Origin of the sequence: Nitratifractor salsuginis DSM 16511, from assembly GCF_000186245.1 — a bacterium.
Lineage (GTDB): Bacteria > Campylobacterota > Campylobacteria > Campylobacterales > Sulfurovaceae > Nitratifractor > Nitratifractor salsuginis.
Map to the genome: position 1 here is coordinate 283,312 of NC_014935.1, position 17,444 is coordinate 300,755.

General features: G+C 57.0%; 20 protein-coding genes. 17 read left to right on the forward strand and 3 right to left on the reverse strand.

All coding sequences use genetic code 11. The features are described 5' to 3' along the window. Window positions 1-48: 48 nt before the first annotated feature. The 16 genes from NITSA_RS01490 to NITSA_RS01565 all read left to right on the forward strand — a co-directional run bounded on the left by NITSA_RS01490 (window position 49) and on the right by NITSA_RS01565 (window position 13,572). Complete coding sequence (locus NITSA_RS01490; protein WP_013553258.1) at window positions 49-585, forward strand: 50S ribosomal protein L25/general stress protein Ctc; 537 nt, start codon at window positions 49-51, stop codon at window positions 583-585. A gap of 9 nt (window positions 586-594) precedes the next feature. Then, window positions 595-1,167, forward strand: a complete 573-nt coding sequence (gene pth / locus NITSA_RS01495; protein ID WP_013553259.1) for an aminoacyl-tRNA hydrolase — start codon at window positions 595-597, stop codon at window positions 1,165-1,167. Beyond that, window positions 1,154-2,272: an LptF/LptG family permease gene (locus tag NITSA_RS01500; RefSeq protein ID WP_013553260.1), complete on the forward strand. Its 1,119-nt coding sequence runs from the start codon at window positions 1,154-1,156 to the stop codon at window positions 2,270-2,272. The genes pth and NITSA_RS01500 overlap by 14 nt, the downstream gene beginning before the upstream one ends. Before the next feature lie 43 nt (window positions 2,273-2,315). After that, the gene (lysA, locus tag NITSA_RS01505) at window positions 2,316-3,539 is read left to right on the forward strand and encodes a diaminopimelate decarboxylase (RefSeq protein ID WP_013553261.1); all 1,224 of its coding nucleotides are present in this window, start codon (window positions 2,316-2,318) and stop codon (window positions 3,537-3,539) included. A gap of 1 nt (window position 3,540) precedes the next feature. After that, entirely contained in the window at window positions 3,541-4,608 is a 1,068-nt protein-coding gene (gene pheA / locus NITSA_RS01510) for a chorismate mutase (protein WP_013553262.1), read from the forward strand. A gap of 119 nt (window positions 4,609-4,727) precedes the next feature. After that, complete coding sequence (gene hisC, locus NITSA_RS01515; RefSeq protein WP_013553263.1) at window positions 4,728-5,822, forward strand: histidinol-phosphate transaminase; 1,095 nt, start codon at window positions 4,728-4,730, stop codon at window positions 5,820-5,822. After that, window positions 5,819-6,067 carry a hypothetical protein gene (locus NITSA_RS01520; RefSeq protein ID WP_013553264.1) on the forward strand — a complete coding sequence of 83 codons (249 nt, stop codon included), beginning with the start codon at window positions 5,819-5,821 and terminating at the stop codon, window positions 6,065-6,067. Before hisC ends, NITSA_RS01520 begins: the two co-directional genes overlap by 4 nt. After that, window positions 6,051-7,934, forward strand: a complete 1,884-nt coding sequence (dxs, locus tag NITSA_RS01525; protein ID WP_013553265.1) for a 1-deoxy-D-xylulose-5-phosphate synthase — start codon at window positions 6,051-6,053, stop codon at window positions 7,932-7,934. The genes NITSA_RS01520 and dxs overlap by 17 nt, the downstream gene beginning before the upstream one ends. Window positions 7,935-7,943: 9 nt before the next feature. Next, window positions 7,944-9,101 (forward strand): methionine adenosyltransferase, encoded by a 1,158-nt coding sequence (gene metK / locus NITSA_RS01530; protein WP_013553266.1) that lies wholly within the window; start codon window positions 7,944-7,946, stop codon window positions 9,099-9,101. A gap of 253 nt (window positions 9,102-9,354) precedes the next feature. Further along, complete coding sequence (locus NITSA_RS01535; RefSeq protein WP_013553267.1) at window positions 9,355-9,642, forward strand: 4Fe-4S dicluster domain-containing protein; 288 nt, start codon at window positions 9,355-9,357, stop codon at window positions 9,640-9,642. Window positions 9,643-9,754: 112 nt separating this feature from the next. Next, a complete protein-coding gene (gene ndk, locus NITSA_RS01540) occupies window positions 9,755-10,168 on the forward strand; it encodes a nucleoside-diphosphate kinase (RefSeq protein ID WP_013553268.1) in 414 nt (137 codons plus the stop codon). A gap of 9 nt (window positions 10,169-10,177) precedes the next feature. After that, the gene (locus NITSA_RS01545; RefSeq protein ID WP_013553269.1) at window positions 10,178-10,552 is read left to right on the forward strand and encodes a YceD family protein; all 375 of its coding nucleotides are present in this window, start codon (window positions 10,178-10,180) and stop codon (window positions 10,550-10,552) included. A gap of 22 nt (window positions 10,553-10,574) precedes the next feature. Beyond that, window positions 10,575-10,727, forward strand: coding sequence for a 50S ribosomal protein L32 (gene rpmF, locus NITSA_RS01550; RefSeq protein ID WP_013553270.1), 153 nt, complete (start codon window positions 10,575-10,577; stop codon window positions 10,725-10,727). Between the two features lie 17 nt (window positions 10,728-10,744). Beyond that, window positions 10,745-11,746 carry a phosphate acyltransferase PlsX gene (gene plsX / locus NITSA_RS01555; protein ID WP_042204067.1) on the forward strand — a complete coding sequence of 334 codons (1,002 nt, stop codon included), beginning with the start codon at window positions 10,745-10,747 and terminating at the stop codon, window positions 11,744-11,746. A 69-nt stretch (window positions 11,747-11,815) separates the two neighbouring features. After that, window positions 11,816-12,832, forward strand: a complete 1,017-nt coding sequence (locus NITSA_RS01560) for a beta-ketoacyl-ACP synthase III (RefSeq protein WP_013553272.1) — start codon at window positions 11,816-11,818, stop codon at window positions 12,830-12,832. An 83-nt stretch (window positions 12,833-12,915) separates the two neighbouring features. Beyond that, on the forward strand, window positions 12,916-13,572 hold the full coding sequence (locus tag NITSA_RS01565) for a 3-methyladenine DNA glycosylase (RefSeq protein WP_013553273.1): 657 nt from the start codon (window positions 12,916-12,918) through the stop codon (window positions 13,570-13,572). Here the strand turns inward: NITSA_RS01565 and NITSA_RS01570 are convergent. From NITSA_RS01570 to NITSA_RS01580, 3 genes are all read right to left on the reverse strand, one after another. Beyond that, window positions 13,547-13,834: a heavy-metal-associated domain-containing protein gene (locus tag NITSA_RS01570; protein ID WP_013553274.1), complete on the reverse strand. Its 288-nt coding sequence runs from the start codon at window positions 13,832-13,834 to the stop codon at window positions 13,547-13,549. The two genes, NITSA_RS01565 and NITSA_RS01570, sit on opposite strands and share 26 nt — an antisense overlap. Before the next feature lie 235 nt (window positions 13,835-14,069). Beyond that, window positions 14,070-14,786, reverse strand: coding sequence for a mercuric transporter MerT family protein (locus NITSA_RS01575; protein WP_013553275.1), 717 nt, complete (start codon window positions 14,784-14,786; stop codon window positions 14,070-14,072). Beyond that, window positions 14,783-15,919 (reverse strand): transglutaminase-like domain-containing protein, encoded by a 1,137-nt coding sequence (locus tag NITSA_RS01580; RefSeq protein WP_013553276.1) that lies wholly within the window; start codon window positions 15,917-15,919, stop codon window positions 14,783-14,785. Before NITSA_RS01580 ends, NITSA_RS01575 begins: the two co-directional genes overlap by 4 nt. 399 nt (window positions 15,920-16,318) lie before the next feature. Here NITSA_RS01580 and selD point away from each other — a divergent pair, with 399 nt between their 5' ends. Next, window positions 16,319-17,353 (forward strand): selenide, water dikinase SelD, encoded by a 1,035-nt coding sequence (gene selD, locus NITSA_RS01585; RefSeq protein ID WP_013553277.1) that lies wholly within the window; start codon window positions 16,319-16,321, stop codon window positions 17,351-17,353. The last annotated feature ends 91 nt before the right edge of the window (window positions 17,354-17,444 follow it).

Here is a 17,444-nt window from a genome sequence, read left to right on the forward strand (position 1 = left end):
CTTTGGAGTATAATTCCGCCCTATTTTACACACACAAAGGATTCAACCATGTTGGAAGGCATCGTTAGAGAGAGTATCGGAAAGAGCAACGCCAAAAAGCTCCGACGAGATGGTTATCTGGTTGCCAACATCTATGCGAACGGGGTCGACAATGTTCATGCCGCGTTCAAACAGGGTGAATTTATCAGAACCGTCCGTAGAAAAGAGAAGCTCGACTTCCCTGTCAAAGTGGGGGATACCGAGTACAATGTCGTTATTCAGGAGTATCAACTCCACCCTGTGACCGGTGAAATTATGCACGTAGACCTGCGGGTAGCGATCCCCGGCCATGTCACCGACTACCTGGTCCCCGTCGAAACCGTCGGTCTTCCCAAAGGGATCAAGAACAAAGGTGTTCTGGTCATCACCAAGCGTCGCCTGCGTGTCCGCGGCCCCATTGAGAAGATCCCTGCCAAGTTCACCCTCGACGTGAGCGATCTGGATCGGGACGAGTCGATTCTCGTTCGGGATATCGAAGCTCCCGAAGGGTGCCGGCTGATGGATCGCCCCCACGTCTCCGTCTGCGGTGTAATCAAAGCCCGCTAAGGGATTCCCGTGACCCTCTATGTCGGATTGGGAAATCCCGGACCGGCATACGAAAAGACCCGGCACAATATCGGTTTCCGGGTCATCGATCGCCTGGTGGCCGAGACCGGTGCCAGGAATATCTCCAAAAAAGCCTTCGAAGGCGAACTCTATCGCCAGGGCAATCTCTTTTTCCTCAAACCGCTTACCTATATGAACCTCTCCGGTCGAAGTATCAAAGCCGTGATGAATTTTTTCAAAATTTCCCTCGAAGACCTGGTGGTGGTCCATGACGATATTGATCTGCCTCTGGGGACGATCCGTTATAAGGTCGGCGGAAGCTCCGGAGGGCACAACGGCTTGAAGTCCATCGACGAGTATGTGGGTAAAGAGTATCTTCGGATGCGGATGGGTGTAGGCAAGCCCACCCGAAAGAGTGAAGTGGTCAGCTATGTGCTCGCCCCTTTCACGCCGGAAGAGGAGGCGGAGGTGGAGCGCCTGGTGGATTATGCCGCCGAGGTCGCCCTGAAGATCCCCAGCCTTTCCCTCGATGAGCTCAAGTCGCGTTACAGCCTCAAAGGGGGGGTCGATGGGGGTACCTAAACGGACCTTTCTCTATATCGCCCGGCACTATCTGAAAAACTTCCTGATCCTGCTGATCGGCCTGAGTCTGGCCGTCGTTTTCATCGACTTTCTCCAACAAGCCCAGCGGCTCCACGGGGGCGCGAACCGGAAAATCCTCTATGCCTTTTATACCTGGGAGTATATGGTCGCGCTGATCTACCCGTTAGTGATTCTGATGGCGATGGCGTGGACCCAGATCAGCTTTATCTATCGTAATGTCTTCGTCTCTCTTTTTTCCTTCGGTTTTGGTCGTCGTCAAATCCTGATCCCTTTTCTCGCTTCCGGGGTTCTGATCTATCTGGTCTTTACCGGATTGCAGATGACCTCTTTCGCCTATGGGCAGGATCGGGCCCGGATGATTCTCCACGCCGACCGTTACAAAGATGCCCTGAATAATCTCTTTTTTAAATACAACGACTCCTTCGTCTACGCTTCCCGGCTCGATCCCCTGCACAAAGCTCTGTTAAGGGGGATGATTTTCGAAGTGAAGAAGAACCAGGTCGTCCGCACCCTTCGTTTCGATGAAGCCCGTTTCCACGATGGAGAATGGATCGCCCCCCGCGCGCTGGTGCGGAGCAAGCGTTTCGACACAGAGGGGGAATTGACGGGCTTCGAGGATAAGGAGTTGAAGAATATGATCCTCCTCAAAGGCTACCGTCCCAAAGTCTTTCGCAAGATCTACGAGGGGGGGACCTTCTCCCTTGTCGATTCTCTGGCTGCCCTGCATCTCCTGAAAAAGCAGGGCCTCTCGGCGGACAAGGTCAAGGCGATCCTCTACAACAAAGTGCTTACGCCTCTCTTCGCTCTGGCGATGATGGTGATCTTCTTCTATCGGACCCCGCTCTATCATCGATTTGTCCGCAAGGAGCAACTCTGGACAGCCCTTCTGGGGAGTGCACTGCTGACCTGGGCACTCCTTTTCGCGCTTTTCCGTCTGGGAATGAACGGAGTGATCGATCCCGATCTCGGCCAGACACTCCCCATCCTGATCCTGATCCTCTATGCCTGGAGGCTCGATCGCCGCATCAGGCGCCAGGAGGCCCCCCTGGCGAGGCTCAGAGGAAATGGTGCCCAGTTAGGATAAAATATCCCCTATTTGAACAACTCCACGATAAAGTGATGCAACAATGCCCATTGATTTCCACGCCTTGGCGGAAAAGTACGGAACCCCGCTCTATGTATACGATTTTGACCAAATGCGCGAAAATTATCGCCGCCTCAAAGAGGCCTTTGCCGGGAGCAAATCCCTGATCGCCTATGCCGTCAAAGCCAACTCCAATCTTTCGGTCATCTCCCTGTTCGGCAAGCTCGGCGCCGGGGCTGACTGCGTCTCTCTGGGAGAGATCCTGCGTGCCCGCACCGCCGGCATCGAGCCCTATCGGATCATCTTCTCCGGCGTCGGCAAGCGGGACGATGAGATCGAAGCGGCCCTCAAAGAGGGGATCTTGATGATCAACCTGGAGAGCGAAGCGGAGATGCACCGGGTCGAAGAGGTGGCCCAGAGGCTGGGGCAGGAGGCGCGTATCTCCATCCGGGTCAATCCCAATGTCGATCCCCAGACCCACCCCTACATCTCCACCGGGCTTCACGAGAACAAATTCGGTGTCGAGATCGACCGGGCCAAGCGGATGTACATCTACGCCAAAAACTCCGATTGGCTCGATCCGGTGGGGATCCATTTTCATATCGGTTCCCAGCTGACGGAGCTCGAGCCTATCAAGGAGGCAGCGAGTATCGTCGCCGACCTGGTCCGTTCCCTGGCGGCCATCGGGATCGAGATCCGTTTTTTCGATGTCGGGGGAGGTTTGGGGGTCGTCTACCGGGATGAAACTCCCATCGATGTGGAGGAGTACGCCAAAGTGATCACCGAGTCGATCAAGGGGCTGGATTTGACCATCATCTGCGAGCCGGGGCGTTACCTTACCGCCAACGCCGGCTGGCTGCTTACCCGGGTTCTCTACGAGAAAAACAACGGCGCCAAGCGCTTCGTCATCGTCGATGCGGCGATGAACGATCTGATGCGTCCGACCCTTTATCAGGCCTACCACGGAGTGGAGTACCTGGAGCCCGACGCTAAGGAGCGGGGGGAGGCGACCCCGGCGGACCTGGTGGGCCCCATCTGCGAGAGCGGAGACTGGCTGGCCAAAGAACGGCTGCTGCCCCCCACCCGCAGCGGCGATCTGCTGGCGATCCGGAGTGCGGGAGCCTACGGATTCACAATGGCCAGCAATTACAACACCCGCGGACGTCCCGCCGAAGTGGCTTGTGAGCAGGGGCAGTGCCGCCTGATCAGGGACCGGGAGAACTTCGAAGATCAGATCCGCCTGGAAAAAGGGCATTTGGAGGCTTGAAATGACACTGGAAGCGTTGCGCAAAGAGATCGACCGTATCGATGACCAACTGCTGGATCTTTACAATGAACGCCTCAAGATCGTCGAAGAAGTGGGGCGCCTCAAAAACAGTACCGGCGCGCCTATCTATCGTCCCGAGCGGGAGCGGGAGATTCTTGAACGCCTCAAACGCCGCAACCGGGAGCGGGGCGGCCTGCTCAGCGACGAAGCGATCGAAGCTCTCTTTTTGGAACTCTTCGCCGTCGCCCGCAACTATGAGCTTCCCGAGCGGGTGGCTTTTTTGGGGCCGGAGGCGAGTTTCACCCATCAGGCGGCGGAGAAGAAATTCGGGGCGACCAGTGCCTATCTGCCGATCCATACCATCAAGGGGGTCTTCCGGGAAGTGGCCGAAGGGAAGGCCAAATTCGGCGTTGTCCCCATCGAAAACAGCTTCAACGGGATCGTCAGCGACACCATCAACTGCCTGAGTGATTACGACCTCAAGATCGTCGCCGAAGTGCTGATCGAGATCCACCATGTCCTGGCGACCAAGGCTGAGGATGTGAAGCAGATCAAACGGATCTACTCCAAAGATATCGCCTTTGGCCAGTGCAATCAGTTTCTCGAAGATGTAGGACTGGATCTGGTGGAGCAGATCCCCGTGGAGTCGACGGCCAAGGCGGCGCAGATGGCGGCCAAAGACCCGGAGGCTGCGGCGATCTGCTCCGAAGTCGCCGCCCGGCTCTACCACTTGCCGATCCTCTTCAAGAATATCGAAGACGAAGGGAACAACCGCACCCGCTTCTTCATCGTCAGCGACTTCGAAAACCGCCCCAGCGGCCGGGACAAGACGACGATCCTGGTCCGTCTCCCCCATCGTCCCGGGGCCCTGGTCGACTTCCTCAACGATTTCAAAGAGGCGCAGATCGGCCTGACCAAGATCAAATCCCACATCGTGGGCGGAGTCTCGATCTTTTTCATCGAATTTGACGGACACAAAGAGGATGAGAAGATCCGAAAGATTTTCGAGAAACACGAAGAATCCATCAAATTCCTCGGCTCCTATGTCAAAGAGGCGGACGACGTCTGACCAATTAGGAATGAGGAATGATAGCTGAGCGTTGAGCGTTGAGAGCTGAGCGATGAGAAAATGAGTTATATTTTAATCGATAAGATAGAGCAGAGAGCAGAAAAACAGAGGAGAGTGGAGTGAAATTCAATAAAACGCTTGACAAAATCAAAACTTACGAAGCGGGCAAGCCGATCGAACTGGTCGTCCGGGAGTTCGGTATCGAGCCCGATCAGGTGGTCAAGCTGGCTTCCAACGAGAACCCTCTGGGGACCAGCCCCAAAGTGGCGGAGGCGATCCGGGCCAATGCAGACAAGGCCCACCTCTACCCCGACGACAGCATGTTCGAGCTCAAAGCCTCCCTCTCCCGGCGCTTCGGGGTCCCCGAAGAGTCTCTGATCATCGGTGCGGGGAGCGACCAGATCCTTGAGTTCATCTCCCGGGCGAAGCTCAATGAAGAGAGCTCGGTCCTGATGAGCCGGGTCACTTTCGCGATGTACAGCATCTATGCCCTCCAGCAGGGAGCCCGGATCCTGCGTACCGAGGATTACCGCCACCGCCCCGATGAGTTCATCCCCATGATGCAAGCCCATCGCCCTGACGTCGTCTTCCTCTGCACTCCCAACAACCCCACAGGAGACGCGACGAGCAGGGAGGACCTCTTCGCGATCATCGAAGCGGCGGATCCCGAGACCCTGGTCGTCGTCGACGGTGCCTATATGGAGTACGCCGCGGCCAAGGACCCGGCCTACCGCATCGACCCTGCGGAGATCCTGCGCTACCCCAATGCCGTCTATCTGGGAACCTTTTCCAAGGCCTACGGATTGGGCGGGATGCGGGTCGGCTACGGCATCGCTCGGCCCGAGATCATTCAAGCCCTGATGAAGCTGCGTCCCCCCTTCAACATCACGACCCTCTCCCTGGCCGCGGCCATCGCCGCCAACGAAGATGAAGCCTTCGTCCAGAAATCCCTACAGATCCATCGGCAGGAGCTCCCCCGGTATGAGGCTTATGCCCGGGAGCGGGGTTTTGAGTACATCGAGAGCTATACCAATTTCATTACCTGGCTCTTCGATGAAGAGCGCAACTCATCGGAGATCGCCGATGCCCTGCTGCGTCGGGGAGTGATCGTGCGGGATTTGGCGAGCTACGGAATGAACGCTCTGCGGATCACCATCGGGACCCCGGAGCAGAACGACCGGCTCTTCAGTGCCATGGATGAGGTCCTGGGATGAGAAAGGCCAAGGTGATCTCCCGTCCCGGAGAGCGGGGAGAGCCGGTAGGGCTCGAAGCGTGGGGAGTATCCGGGCGCGGCTCACGCAGCCTGCTCTTCTACAAGCATCGCTGCGATGACGCATGGTACGAAGCCCTGCTCGAAGAGCTCTCCCTGAAAGGGAAACGGCTCAGCCCCGCCAGAGCGAGGCAGCTGGTCGTCGCCGCGCTGATGAAAGGAGAGGACTCGGATGCAGATCAAAGATAAAAGCCCCGAAGAGTTGCAGGAGCTGGCCCAAAAGATCCGCCAAAGGATCCTGGAAGTGGTCAGCCGCAACGGCGGGCATCTCAGCTCCACCCTCGGAGCGGTGGATCTGATCATCGGGATGCACTATGTCTTCGATGCCCAAAAGGATCCTTTTATCTTCGATGTCTCCCACCAGGCCTACGCCCACAAATTGCTGACCGACCGCTGGGACGCCTTCGATACCCTGCGGCAGTTCGGCGGGATCAGCGGCTATACCAACCCCGAGGAATCTCCCTACGACTACTACAAGGCGGGCCACAGTTCCACCTCCATCTCTCTGGCGGTGGGCGCCGCCAAGGCGATCCGGCTCAAAGGGGAGGACCGCATCCCCGTGGTGATGATCGGCGACGGGAGTATGAGCGCCGGGATGGTCTATGAAGCCCTCAACGAGCTGGGCGACCGCAAATATCCGGTGGTGATCATCCTCAACGACAACGAGATGAGCATCGCCAAACCCATCGGGGCGATCAGCCGCTACCTCTCCAAAGGGATGGCCGGCCCCTTCTACCAGAAGCTCAAGCGCAAAACCGAAAGCCTCCTGGAGATGCTCCCGGAGGGGGCGACCTATATGGCGAAAAAGTTCGAAGAGTCCTTTCGCCTCATCACTCCCGGGATGCTTTTCGAAGAGTTGGGGATCGAATACATCGGCCCCATCGACGGGCACGATATCCCCTCCATCATCCACACCCTCCAGATCGCCAAATCGATGGGCAAGCCGGTGATCGTCCACGCCCAGACCATCAAGGGCAAAGGGTACAAGATCGCCGAGGGGCCCCTGGAACATTGGCACGGGGTGGGGCCCTTCGATATCGAGACGGGGGAGCCGCTGAAAAAGAGCGCCGGAGCCAAAAGTGCAACGCAGATCTTCAGCGAAACCCTCCAGGAACTCGCCTCCCGCGATGAGAAGATCGTGGGGGTCACCGCCGCTATGCCCGGCGGGACCGGCCTCTCTCCTCTCCTGGAAAAATACCCGGAGCGCTTCTGGGATGTGGGGATCGCCGAACAGCATGCCGTTACCAGTATGGGCCCGCTGGCCAAAGAGGGCTTCAAACCCTTCTGCGCCATCTACTCCACCTTTTTGCAGCGGGGATACGACCAGGTGATCCACGACATCGCCCTGATGAACGTCGGGGTCACCTTCGCCATCGACCGTGCGGGGATCGTGGGAGAAGACGGAGAGACCCATCAGGGGGCTTTCGATATCTCCTATCTGCGTCCCATCCCCAATATGACCCTGATGGCCCCCTTCAATGAGCGCAGCTTCAAAAAGGCCCTCCGCTTTGCCGTCGATTTTCCCATGCCGCTGGCGATCCGTTATCCGCGGGGGGCTTTTATGGCGGAGGATTTCGACGTTCCCGACTATGAGACCGGTCGGGCCCATCTGCTCCGGGAGGGGGAGGAAGTCCTTTTCGTCGGCTACGGCAACGGGGTCGGGCGGGCTCTGGAGACTGCCAAACACTTGGAGGAGCTCCGTCCCGCGATCCTGGATCTGCGCTTCGTCAAGCCCCTCGACCGGGAGCTTCTGAGGGAATTGGCCCGGCGCTACCGGCAATGGTTCGTCTTCAGCGAGGGGGCCAGGATCGGAGGGGTCGCCTCCGCGCTTGAGGAGTTCTTCGAAGAGGAGGGGATCGAAGGGGTCACTCTGGAAAGCTTCGAATATGAAGACCGTTTCATCCCCCACGGCAAAACAGAGGTAGTAGAAGAGCACCTGGGCCTGCGGCCGAATCAGTTGGCCCGAAAGGTGGCGCAACGCCTGGAGACGTCCTCCAAGGATGGGGGAGACGGAAGAGTATATAATTCCGAAAAGAAATCCGTAAGCAAAGGATAAAGGAAGCCTATGGCAAAAGAGTATATTTTTACCAGCGAATCGGTCACCGAAGGCCATCCCGACAAGATGGCGGACCAGATCAGCGACGCAATCCTCGACTACATCATCGAGCGGGACAAGGGGGCGAGAGTCGCCTGCGAAACCCTGCTGAGCAACGGCTACTGTGTCATCGCAGGAGAGCTCAAGACCCACGCCTACGCTCCCATGCAGGAGATCGCCCGTGAAGTGGTGCGCGAGATCGGCTATACCGATGCGAGCTTCGGTTTCGACTACCGCAGCGCCGGCGTGCTCAACGGCATCGGAGAGCAGAGCCCCGACATCAACCAGGGGGTCGACCAGGCTTCCGGCGAGATCGGAGCGGGGGATCAGGGATTGATGTTCGGCTATGCCTGCAAAGAGACGGAGGAGTTGATGCCTCTGCCCATCTCCCTGGCCCACAAGATCACCGCCCGCCTGGCCCAAGTGCGCAAGGATGGGACTCTTCCCTACCTGCGGCCCGACGGCAAAGCCCAGGTGAGTGTGCGCTATCGTGACGGCAAGCCGGTGGAGGTCACCACGGTCGTCGTCTCCACCCAGCACGCCCCGGAGATCGAGCAGAAACAGCTTCACCGGGATGTGCTCCAGGAGGTGATCCACGCAGTGATCCCCGAAGAGCTCCGTGCCGAGGATATCGTCTACCACATCAACCCCACGGGCCGCTTCGTCATCGGCGGCCCCCAGGGGGATGCGGGATTGACGGGACGCAAGATCATTGTCGATACCTACGGCGGGAGCTGCCCCCACGGCGGCGGAGCCTTCAGCGGCAAGGACCCCACGAAAGTCGACCGCTCCGCCGCCTATGCCGCCCGCTGGGTCGCCAAAAACCTGGTCGCGGCCGGCGTGGCCGAACGGGTAACGATCCAGATCGCCTACGCCATCGGGGTCGTGGAGCCGGTCTCCATTATGGTTGATACCCACGGCACCGCCAACGTGGAAGAGTCCCGGCTCGAAGCGTGTGTACGCGATGTCTTCGACCTGCGCCCCGCCGGGATCATCAAAAGCCTCGACCTCCTGCGCCCCATCTACCGCAAAACTGCTGCCTACGGCCATTTCGGCCGGGAACTCCCCGAATTTACCTGGGAGCGCACCGACCGGGTCGAAGAGATCCGCTCCTACCTGGGACTCTAGGGCCGACCCCTCTGGGGAATGGAAGATTTTGGATTTTAGATTTTGAATTGGAAATAGCTTCCCGATAATTTTTCAAACTGCCGCTAATGTCTTCCGATCTCCCTATTTACTAATATGCAAATACATCGATAACTTCCTTTTCTGTTACATTTTGTATCATTTCTTACACATTAATTTGTCCTATTTTTCTTAAAGACTCGTTTAATCTTCCTGTGCTATAGTGTGATTCACAAAACGAACAAAGGAGAAACACATGGCAGTAATGATTACAGACATCTGCATCAACTGTGCGGCATGTATCGATGAGTGCCCCGTCGAAGCGATCGTTGACGAGGACGATAACCCCACAGGTGAGGACACTTACTACGTCTACGCTGACAAGTGTGTCGAGTGTGTCGGATACCATGATACTCCCGCCTGTGCGGAAGCCTGTCCCACAGAAGGGTGCATCGTCTGGGCCGAGTGTGTCGAGGGAATGCCCTGCCGGGAAGATGTCCCCGCCGAGGCACGTGCCGAGCACGCTCCTGTCATCGAGGACTAAAATACTCCTTAGCCTCCGGACGGGAAGAAGCTCTCCCGTCCGTTTTTAAACTCCCCTTTATACTTTTTGTGATATTATCCACCTCCAAATTTTTAATCAGGACTCAACTACGATGGAAAAGACCCTATCGATCATCAAACCTGACGCTGTCAAAAAGAATGTGATCGGAAAGATCATCGACCGATTCGAAAGCAACGGCCTGCGTGTCGCCGCGATCAAAAAGATCCAGCTCAGCCGCGCCGATGCCGAAGCGTTTTACGCCGTACACAAAGAACGCCCCTTCTTCGGCGAGCTCGTGGAGTTTATGATCTCCGGCCCGGTTGTCGTCTCCGTTCTCGAAGGAGAGAATGCCGTCGCCAAGAACCGTGAGCTGATGGGCGCTACCGATCCCAAAGAGGCGGCTCCCGGCACGATCCGTGCCGATTTCGCCGAGAGCATCGACGCTAACGCCGTGCATGGAAGCGACTCTCTGGAGAATGCCGAGAAAGAGATCGCCTTCTTCTTCGCCCAGCGGGAGATTCTCTAAGGAACTTCCTTGAAAATCACGTTTAGCAAGGTGGGCCGCTCCCCCGGAAACTTCCGCCATCGGATGGAAGATCTGGAGATCGAAGGCACTTTGCTCAGGACCGGAGCCCATGAAGTGAGCATGGAGTCGGAGATCAGCGGAGAGATCAGGCTGATTTGCGACCGATGCGGCTCCGAATTTACCGAAAAGCTTCGTCTCCCTCTGGACCTGACCCTCACCGATCAGGCCCGGAAGGTGACGGAAGATTTGGATACCATAGAGTTTCTGGACGGCATGATCGACATCTCCCGATTGATGGAGGGGGAGATCGCCTCCTACCGCTCCGCTTATCATTATTGCCCGAAATGCCGGGAGGATGAGCGGGAAGTGGATATTGAATACTGAAACCCATTAGAAAGGATAACCCATGGCAGTACCCAAGAGAAGACACAGTAAAACCCGCGCCGCCAAGCGCCGCACCCACTACAAGGTCAAACTCCCCCGCCCCGTCAAAGATGCTGACGGTACCTGGAGAATGCCCCACCGCATGAACCCTGTTACAGGCGAATACAAGTCCTAATGTCTCCCGACAAAGGGATGATCCGCGTCGCCATCGATGCGATGGGCGGGGATTTCGGTCCCGAACCCATCATCGAAGGATGCATCCAGGCAATCGACGAACGTCGTTTTCAGCCGATCCTCGTTGGGGATCGGGAAGCGATCCTCTCCTTCCTCCCCCAATATTATCTCGAGCAGGTAGAGATCGTCGAAGCCGGTGATGTGATCGATATGCACGATCAGGCCACCAACGCCCTGCGCCGTAAGGACTCCTCGATCTACAAGGCGGTGGAGCTCGTAAGAGAGGGGAAGGCCGATGCTGTCGTATCGGCCGGCCACAGCGGGGCCACGATGACCCTGGCGACCCTGCGGATCGGACGACTCCCCCACATTTCCAAACCGGCTCTGGCGACGCTGATGCCCAACGTCAACAATGCCAAGACGCTGGTCCTGGACGTCGGGGCAGTCGTGGAGTGCAAGCCCCACAACCTCTACGAGTTTGGGGTGATGGGCGAAGTCTATGCCCAGGAGGTGATGAAGATCTCATCACCCCGTGTCGGGCTCCTGGCCAACGGCGAAGAGGAGTCCAAGGGCAACGAGTTGACCAAAGAGGCGTTCCCTCTGATGAAGAAAATTCCAGGCTTTCTCGGCAACGTCGAAGGGCGGGATATCTTCAACGGCAGTGTGGAAGTCGTGGTCACCGACGGCTTTACCGGAAATATCCTTCTCAAAACGAGCGAGGGGGTGGCCGATGCCATCTTTACCATGATGCGCCAGGAGATCCGAAAGTCCCTGCCCGCCAAGATCGGTGCGCTGCTGATGAAAAAGAAGGTCTTCGCCCGGCTCAAAAAGCAGGTCGATTACGCCGAATACGGCGGAGCTCCTCTGCTGGGGGTCAACGGCTGTGCCATCGTCAGCCACGGCTCCAGCAATGCCAAAGCGATCAAAAACGCCATCTTCCAGGCGATCAACTACTCAGAATCCAATGTCAACAAAAAGATCGAAGAGCTACTGATACGCAACAACGGTGCTCAGGACTGAGCCGCCGTTCTCTTTCACGCTAAAGCCCCTTTATGTTAAAATCACTTCCACTAGAGCGGAAGGAAGTTTATGTCAACTGCTAAACCTATCTATGCATCTATGCGCTCCATCGGAGCCTATGTCCCCCCGAAAATTCTCAGTAATGAAGATCTCGAAAAAATAGTCGATACCACTGATGAGTGGATCGTCAAACGTACCGGGATCAAGGAACGCCATATCGCCGATTCCGATGTTGCCACAAGCGATCTGGCGGTGGAGGCGGCGCGCGACGCCATCGCCCGGGCGGAGCTGGAAGTGGAAGATATCGACCTGGTGCTCTGCGCCACGGTGACGCCCGATTATTTCAATATGCCCGCGACTGCCTGCATCATCTCCAACAAACTGGGGATCAAAAATGTGCAAGCCTTCGATATCTCCGCGGCGTGTAGCGGCTTTGTCTACGGCCTGAGCATTGCCAAGGCTTTCATCGAATCGGGAATGAAACGCAATGTCCTGCTCATCGGTGCGGAGAAGTTCAGCTCCATCGTCGACTATACCGACCGGAGTACCTGTATCCTTTTCGGCGACGGTGCCGGAGCGGCGGTGATCTCCGCTACGCAGGACCCCGATGAGCGGATCATCGATATCCACGCCAGTGCCGATGGTAGCTACGCCGACTTTCTGATGACCCCTTCGCCTGGTTCTGTCAATCCCGCCAGCTGCGAAGCGATCGAGCAAGGATTGCAGTACGTCAAGATGAAAGGCAACGAAACTTTCAAGCTGGCGGTCAAGACCCTCACCAAGGATGTGCGGGAGATCCTGGAGAAGAATGAGATCCCTGCCGAGAAGATCGATCATTTCGTGCCCCATCAGGCCAACTATCGGATCATCAAGGCGGTTGGGGACGCGCTGAAGATGCGCGACGATCAGATCGTCCGCACTGTCCACAAATACGGCAACACTTCCGCCGCCTCCATCCCGATGGCGATCAATGACATTTACGAAGAGGGGCGTCTGCGCTATGGGGATCTGATGCTGCTCGATACCTTCGGCGGAGGGCTGACCTGGGCGAGCGCTCTGCTTCCCTTCGCCGGAAAAAATCCTTAATTTCAAGTGAGGAGTGAGGAGTTGCGGTAGGCGTTGCAACGCACTTTTCAGAATTTTTTACTCTTCTTTAAACAAAATATCCAATGATAGATAACTCCTTTGAACTTCTTTTTCGTCTAAAATCCGTCGGCTATGATAACCCTTCCCGTGATCCCTGGTGGTGGCCCAACAGTGGGAGTTTTGAGGTAGTCGTCGGGGGGATATTAACCCAGAATGCCAACTGGGAGCGGGTGGAGCTTTCGTTGGAGAATTTGCGAAACAAAGGGCTTTTGAACCCGGAGAGCTTGGCGGAGTATCCCGCCGCTTCCTTGGAGGCCTTGATACGCCCCAGTGGATTTCACACCGCCAAGGGGCGCAATCTGCGGGAGCTGAGCCGAGCGATGCTGGAGAAGTTCGGCTCCTTTGACGCCTTCCGCCAAGAGGTAAGCCGGGAGTGGCTTCTGGAGCGCCGGGGGGTAGGGCCGGAGACGGCGGATGCGATCCTCAACTACGCCTGCTACCGGGAAGCCTTCGTCGTCGACAGCTACACGGCACGCCTGCTGGCAGCATTGGGCTATGAGCTGGAAAGTTACGATGCGGTGCAATCCTGGATGCTGGAGGGTCTCGCGGGACGGGAAAAGGAACTCTTTGCGGGGATGCCCGCAGCCCAGATCTATGCCCGGAGCCACGGGATGGTGGTGGAGTATTGCAAAGCCAACCGCAAAGGTCGGCAGATCAGGGTTGAGGCTCTGCGGGACTGACGGAGAGGATTTTACCCTTGTAGCCCGCCTTTTCGATGGCCTGAAGGAGGCGGCTGGTGTTCAAATCGTCTCGAAAGCGAACCGTCGCTTTGCGGGTGTTGAGCTTGACTTTTGCCTTGTAAACCCCTTCGGTCTTTTTAAGAGAGCGCTTGATCGCCACGGTGCAGAGCGGGCAAGTCATCCCCTCCACTTCGATCACCGCGATCTTATCCGCCTGAAGGATGCCCGCCAAAAGGACGGCACTCAATAGTATTTTTTTCATTTTGTATTCTCCTCTAATTTGTCACTGGTCATTAGTCATTGGTCATTGGGAGTATTATGGCCGCAAGTCGCAAGCACGGGCCTGCGGCCCTCACGTCGCAAGAATTTTTGTGTTAAGTGCTACGTGCTAAGTATTACGAATTTTTTATTCGTTACCGATTCCCTGTTCGGTTACTCATTACTCGGTTGCTCGGTTATTCCTTCTCCATTCTCCATTCTCAATTTTCCATTCAAAATCAATCTCCCATCATCAAAAGATATCCCGCCCACCAGGGATAACTCACCATCACCGCCACAAAGAGAGTCCCCAGGCTCAGGTAGAGGGTGTAGTTCTTGCAGAGGCTCGTGGCGCAGGCGATGCGCTCTTTGCGCCCCCGCCACCAGTCGAACCAGAGATAGCCCACCACGCCGACAGCGGCAAGGCTGAAGTAGCTGTGGTAGGGGGCGAACCACTGCAGGAAGCTCAGCGATCCCACGCTGACACCGAAGATCAGAAAGAGCAGCGGCCCCAGGCAGCAGGTGCTCGCCAAAATGGCCGAGACGATCCCTCCAAAGAGCAGGGAGTAGAAGGTCCTTGCTTGCTGCTTCTCTTTGGCACTCTGGGTGATCTGGGCCGCTCGCAGTGCTTCGGCGGTATCCTGGCTACTGAGGCTCGAAAGTGCCCCTTCCGTTTCCCGGGTGACTCGGTTGTCATCGGGCGTGACACTCTCTGAAGGAACGGGAGGCTCGATCGTGCATTCGTAGCCCTTGACGATGCTCAGGATCACGTGCCTGGGCCCCAGGCGCTTCTCTTCGAAATAGAGTCCCTGGCTTGTGACGAAACGCTTAATGTTTTCGATGGAGGAGAGGGTGTTGAGCTCGACGTCGAGGATGCCCTCTTCAAAAGATTCCAGCGCCTCTTTGGTCTTGAGCACCGGGACGGGGCAGTCGAGATCGCGGCAGTCGAGTTTCACTTTTTGGTGATCTCTTGGCTGGTGATATGGTAGGCGAACTCTTTGGGGAAGTAGTAGTCGAGGGGTTCATCCTCCACTTCGGCGTAGGGGTAGCCCAGCATATTGATGGGATACTGCTCGGGTTTGGGGGAGAGGATGAAATCCCGGCCCCAGTTGAAGCCGACCCAGTTCATCTCCCAGCTGTGCAGATAGCGGCGCTTGAGCTCCTGGACCTTGGGGTCATTGTATTTACGGCTCTCGACGAGCTCCAGTTTGGTGATATCCGCCGGATCGCTGGGGACCCAGCCTAGGCCGGGGATGTAGTATTCGGCCCGGCAGTGCTGCCAGGTCGTGATGTCGGCGAAGCCCTTGTCATCGGCTTTGCCCAGAGCTTTGGAGTAGTGGGAGAGCCCCAGGCGGATGCCGAAGACTTCCCGGGCAGGGATGCCCGCTGCGCGGAGCAGGGCGACGAAGAGGGAGCTAATGTCGGTGCATTTGCCCCCGAAGTAGCCGCTGTTCATCATTTTGCCGGCATCTCCGGAGCCGCAGCCGACTACCTTGGGATCCCGGAAGGTGGTCAGGGTCACCCAGTCGTAGATCTTTTTGACCTTTTCGAAACAGTCGCTGATGCCTTGGGTGAGTTCGTCGGCTTTGGCTTTGATCTTGCCGTCGGTGGGGATGTGGGCGGTGGGTTTGAGGAAACGCTGCACCTCTTCGGGGATGGGGAGGTTCTTTTTGCTGGCCGCTTCGATCGCTTCGAGGGGAACGCTGCGGTAGCGGGTCTCGATCTCCATCTCTATTTCGAGCTTTTTGGGATTGGGCGATTTTTTCCATCCGGCGTAGAGGATGTTGACATCGTAGCTGTTGTCGTCGTTGAGGTTCCACTCATCCATATTGCCGTCGAAATGGAGGATCCGGACATTCTGCCAGGGGGCCTGATAGGGCATCGGGTTCCAGAGCCGTGCGGGGTAGGGGCCCTTGCCGTCGGGATTTTTGAGGTCGAAGCTGTAGCGGACACGGAAGCGGCGCTTCTCTCTGGAAATCTCCTCTTCGCTTTCGGGGGCCATCGTCGCGGCTTGCAGGGTGCCGGCAGAGCCAAGCAGAGAGGCAGCGGCTGCCACAGAGAGGGTTTTGAGAAAATCACGTCGTTGCATCATTCATCCTTTTGTAAAAAATCTGTCAACAAAAATAGATGCATAGGGATAAGAGTGTCAGAGAGTGGTTCCGGCATCTTATGTCGGCCCGTCACGCGGGCAAAATGCATTGGGAAATTTTAGCATATTTATTGAGTGGAAGTGGGAAGAGATGAATTGAGAATGGAGGAGGAATAACCGAGCAACCGAGTAACCGAGTAATGAGTAACCGAACAAGGAATCGGTAATGAATAAAGAATTCGTAATACTTAGCACGTAGCACTTAACACAAAAATTCTTGCGACGTGAGGGCCGCAGGCCCGTGCTTGCGACTTGTGACGATAATCCTCCCGATGACCGATAGTATGAGACGCTATAATGTTGGCGATAAGTCAAAAGACGAGGAAGAGAATGAAAGAATTGGACAACCGTTACCGATTGACCAAATTCGTCAAAGCTGCCGGTTGAGCCGCCAAACTGGGTCCGGGGGACCTTTCACATATTTTGGCGGATCTGAGCAGTGACGATGAGCGCTTGATCGTGGGAATCGGCAGCAGCGAAGACGCGGGAGTTTTTCGCCTCGACGTGGATCGGGCGCTGGTGCAGACCCTGGATGTGATCACGCCGGTGGTGGACGATCCCTATGTCTATGGGCAGATCGCCGCCGCCAACAGCCTCAGCGATGTTTTCGCGATGGGGGCCGAGGTGCTGACGGCGATGAACATTGTGGGCTTCGATGCCTGCAACCATCCGCCGGAGGTTTTGAGCGAAATCCTGGCTGGCGGGGCGTCCAAGGTGCGGGAGTGCGGCGGCGTAATCGTGGGCGGCCACACCATCGAAGCGCCGGAGATGACCTATGGGCTGAGCGTGACGGGCCTGGCCCATCCCGAGCGGATCTATCGCAACGATACGGCGAGGGTGGGGGACCTGCTGATCCTGGGCAAACCCCTGGGGCTGGGGGTCCTCACTACCGCCATCAAGGCCGATCTGCTTTCGGCGGAGGCGGTCAGGCGGGTGGCGGAGATCCTGGCCCAGCTCAATTACCGGGCTTCTCTGGCGATGTGCAGCTTCGACGTGAGCGCCTGCACCGACGTGACCGGTTTCGGCCTGGCGGGGCATGCCTATGAGATGAGCGGTAAGGGGCGGGTGAGCCTGCGCTTCGATTTCGGGTCGCTTCCCCTCGTGCCCGAGGCGAGAGAGATGGCGGCGATGGGGATCATCCCCGCCGGCAGCTACAACAATCGCAGCTATCTGGAGTCCAAAACCCGCTGGGAAGTCGAAACGCCTGACGATATTCTTTTCTACGACGCCCAAACCAGCGGGGGATTGCTGATGGCGGTGCGCCCGGACGATGCCTTCGCCCTGCTGGATCGGCTGCGCAGCGAGGGGTATGAGGCGGCGGCGATTGTGGGCGAAGTGCTCGAGCCCCAGGAAGCGGCCCTGATCGTCCGATAGGTCAAATGGAGAATTGAGAATGGAGAATTTTGGATTATAGATTTTGGATAAGGGAATTTGTAGCACCTAACACGTAACTTTTAACACAAAA

Bases quoted from the DNA above. Each gene is read 5' to 3' on its own strand.
- NITSA_RS01580 (WP_013553276.1), bottom strand. From the start codon at position 15,919: ATGCAACGACGTGATTTTCTCAAAACCCTCTCTGTGGCAGCCGCTGCC.
- metK (WP_013553266.1), top strand. From the start codon at position 7,944: ATGGCAAAAGAGTATATTTTTACCAGCGAATCGGTCACCGAAGGCCAT.
- NITSA_RS01500 (WP_013553260.1), top strand. From the start codon at position 1,154: ATGGGGGTACCTAAACGGACCTTTCTCTATATCGCCCGGCACTATCTG.
- NITSA_RS01520 (WP_013553264.1), top strand. From the start codon at position 5,819: ATGAGAAAGGCCAAGGTGATCTCCCGTCCCGGAGAGCGGGGAGAGCCG.
- NITSA_RS01565 (WP_013553273.1), top strand. From the start codon at position 12,916: ATGATAGATAACTCCTTTGAACTTCTTTTTCGTCTAAAATCCGTCGGC.
- NITSA_RS01535 (WP_013553267.1), top strand. From the start codon at position 9,355: ATGGCAGTAATGATTACAGACATCTGCATCAACTGTGCGGCATGTATC.
- rpmF (WP_013553270.1), top strand. From the start codon at position 10,575: ATGGCAGTACCCAAGAGAAGACACAGTAAAACCCGCGCCGCCAAGCGC.
- plsX (WP_042204067.1), top strand. From the start codon at position 10,745: ATGATCCGCGTCGCCATCGATGCGATGGGCGGGGATTTCGGTCCCGAA.
- dxs (WP_013553265.1), top strand. From the start codon at position 6,051: ATGCAGATCAAAGATAAAAGCCCCGAAGAGTTGCAGGAGCTGGCCCAA.
- pheA (WP_013553262.1), top strand. From the start codon at position 3,541: ATGACACTGGAAGCGTTGCGCAAAGAGATCGACCGTATCGATGACCAA.
- NITSA_RS01490 (WP_013553258.1), top strand. From the start codon at position 49: ATGTTGGAAGGCATCGTTAGAGAGAGTATCGGAAAGAGCAACGCCAAA.
- NITSA_RS01560 (WP_013553272.1), top strand. From the start codon at position 11,816: ATGTCAACTGCTAAACCTATCTATGCATCTATGCGCTCCATCGGAGCC.
- ndk (WP_013553268.1), top strand. From the start codon at position 9,755: ATGGAAAAGACCCTATCGATCATCAAACCTGACGCTGTCAAAAAGAAT.
- lysA (WP_013553261.1), top strand. From the start codon at position 2,316: ATGCCCATTGATTTCCACGCCTTGGCGGAAAAGTACGGAACCCCGCTC.
- NITSA_RS01570 (WP_013553274.1), bottom strand. From the start codon at position 13,834: ATGAAAAAAATACTATTGAGTGCCGTCCTTTTGGCGGGCATCCTTCAG.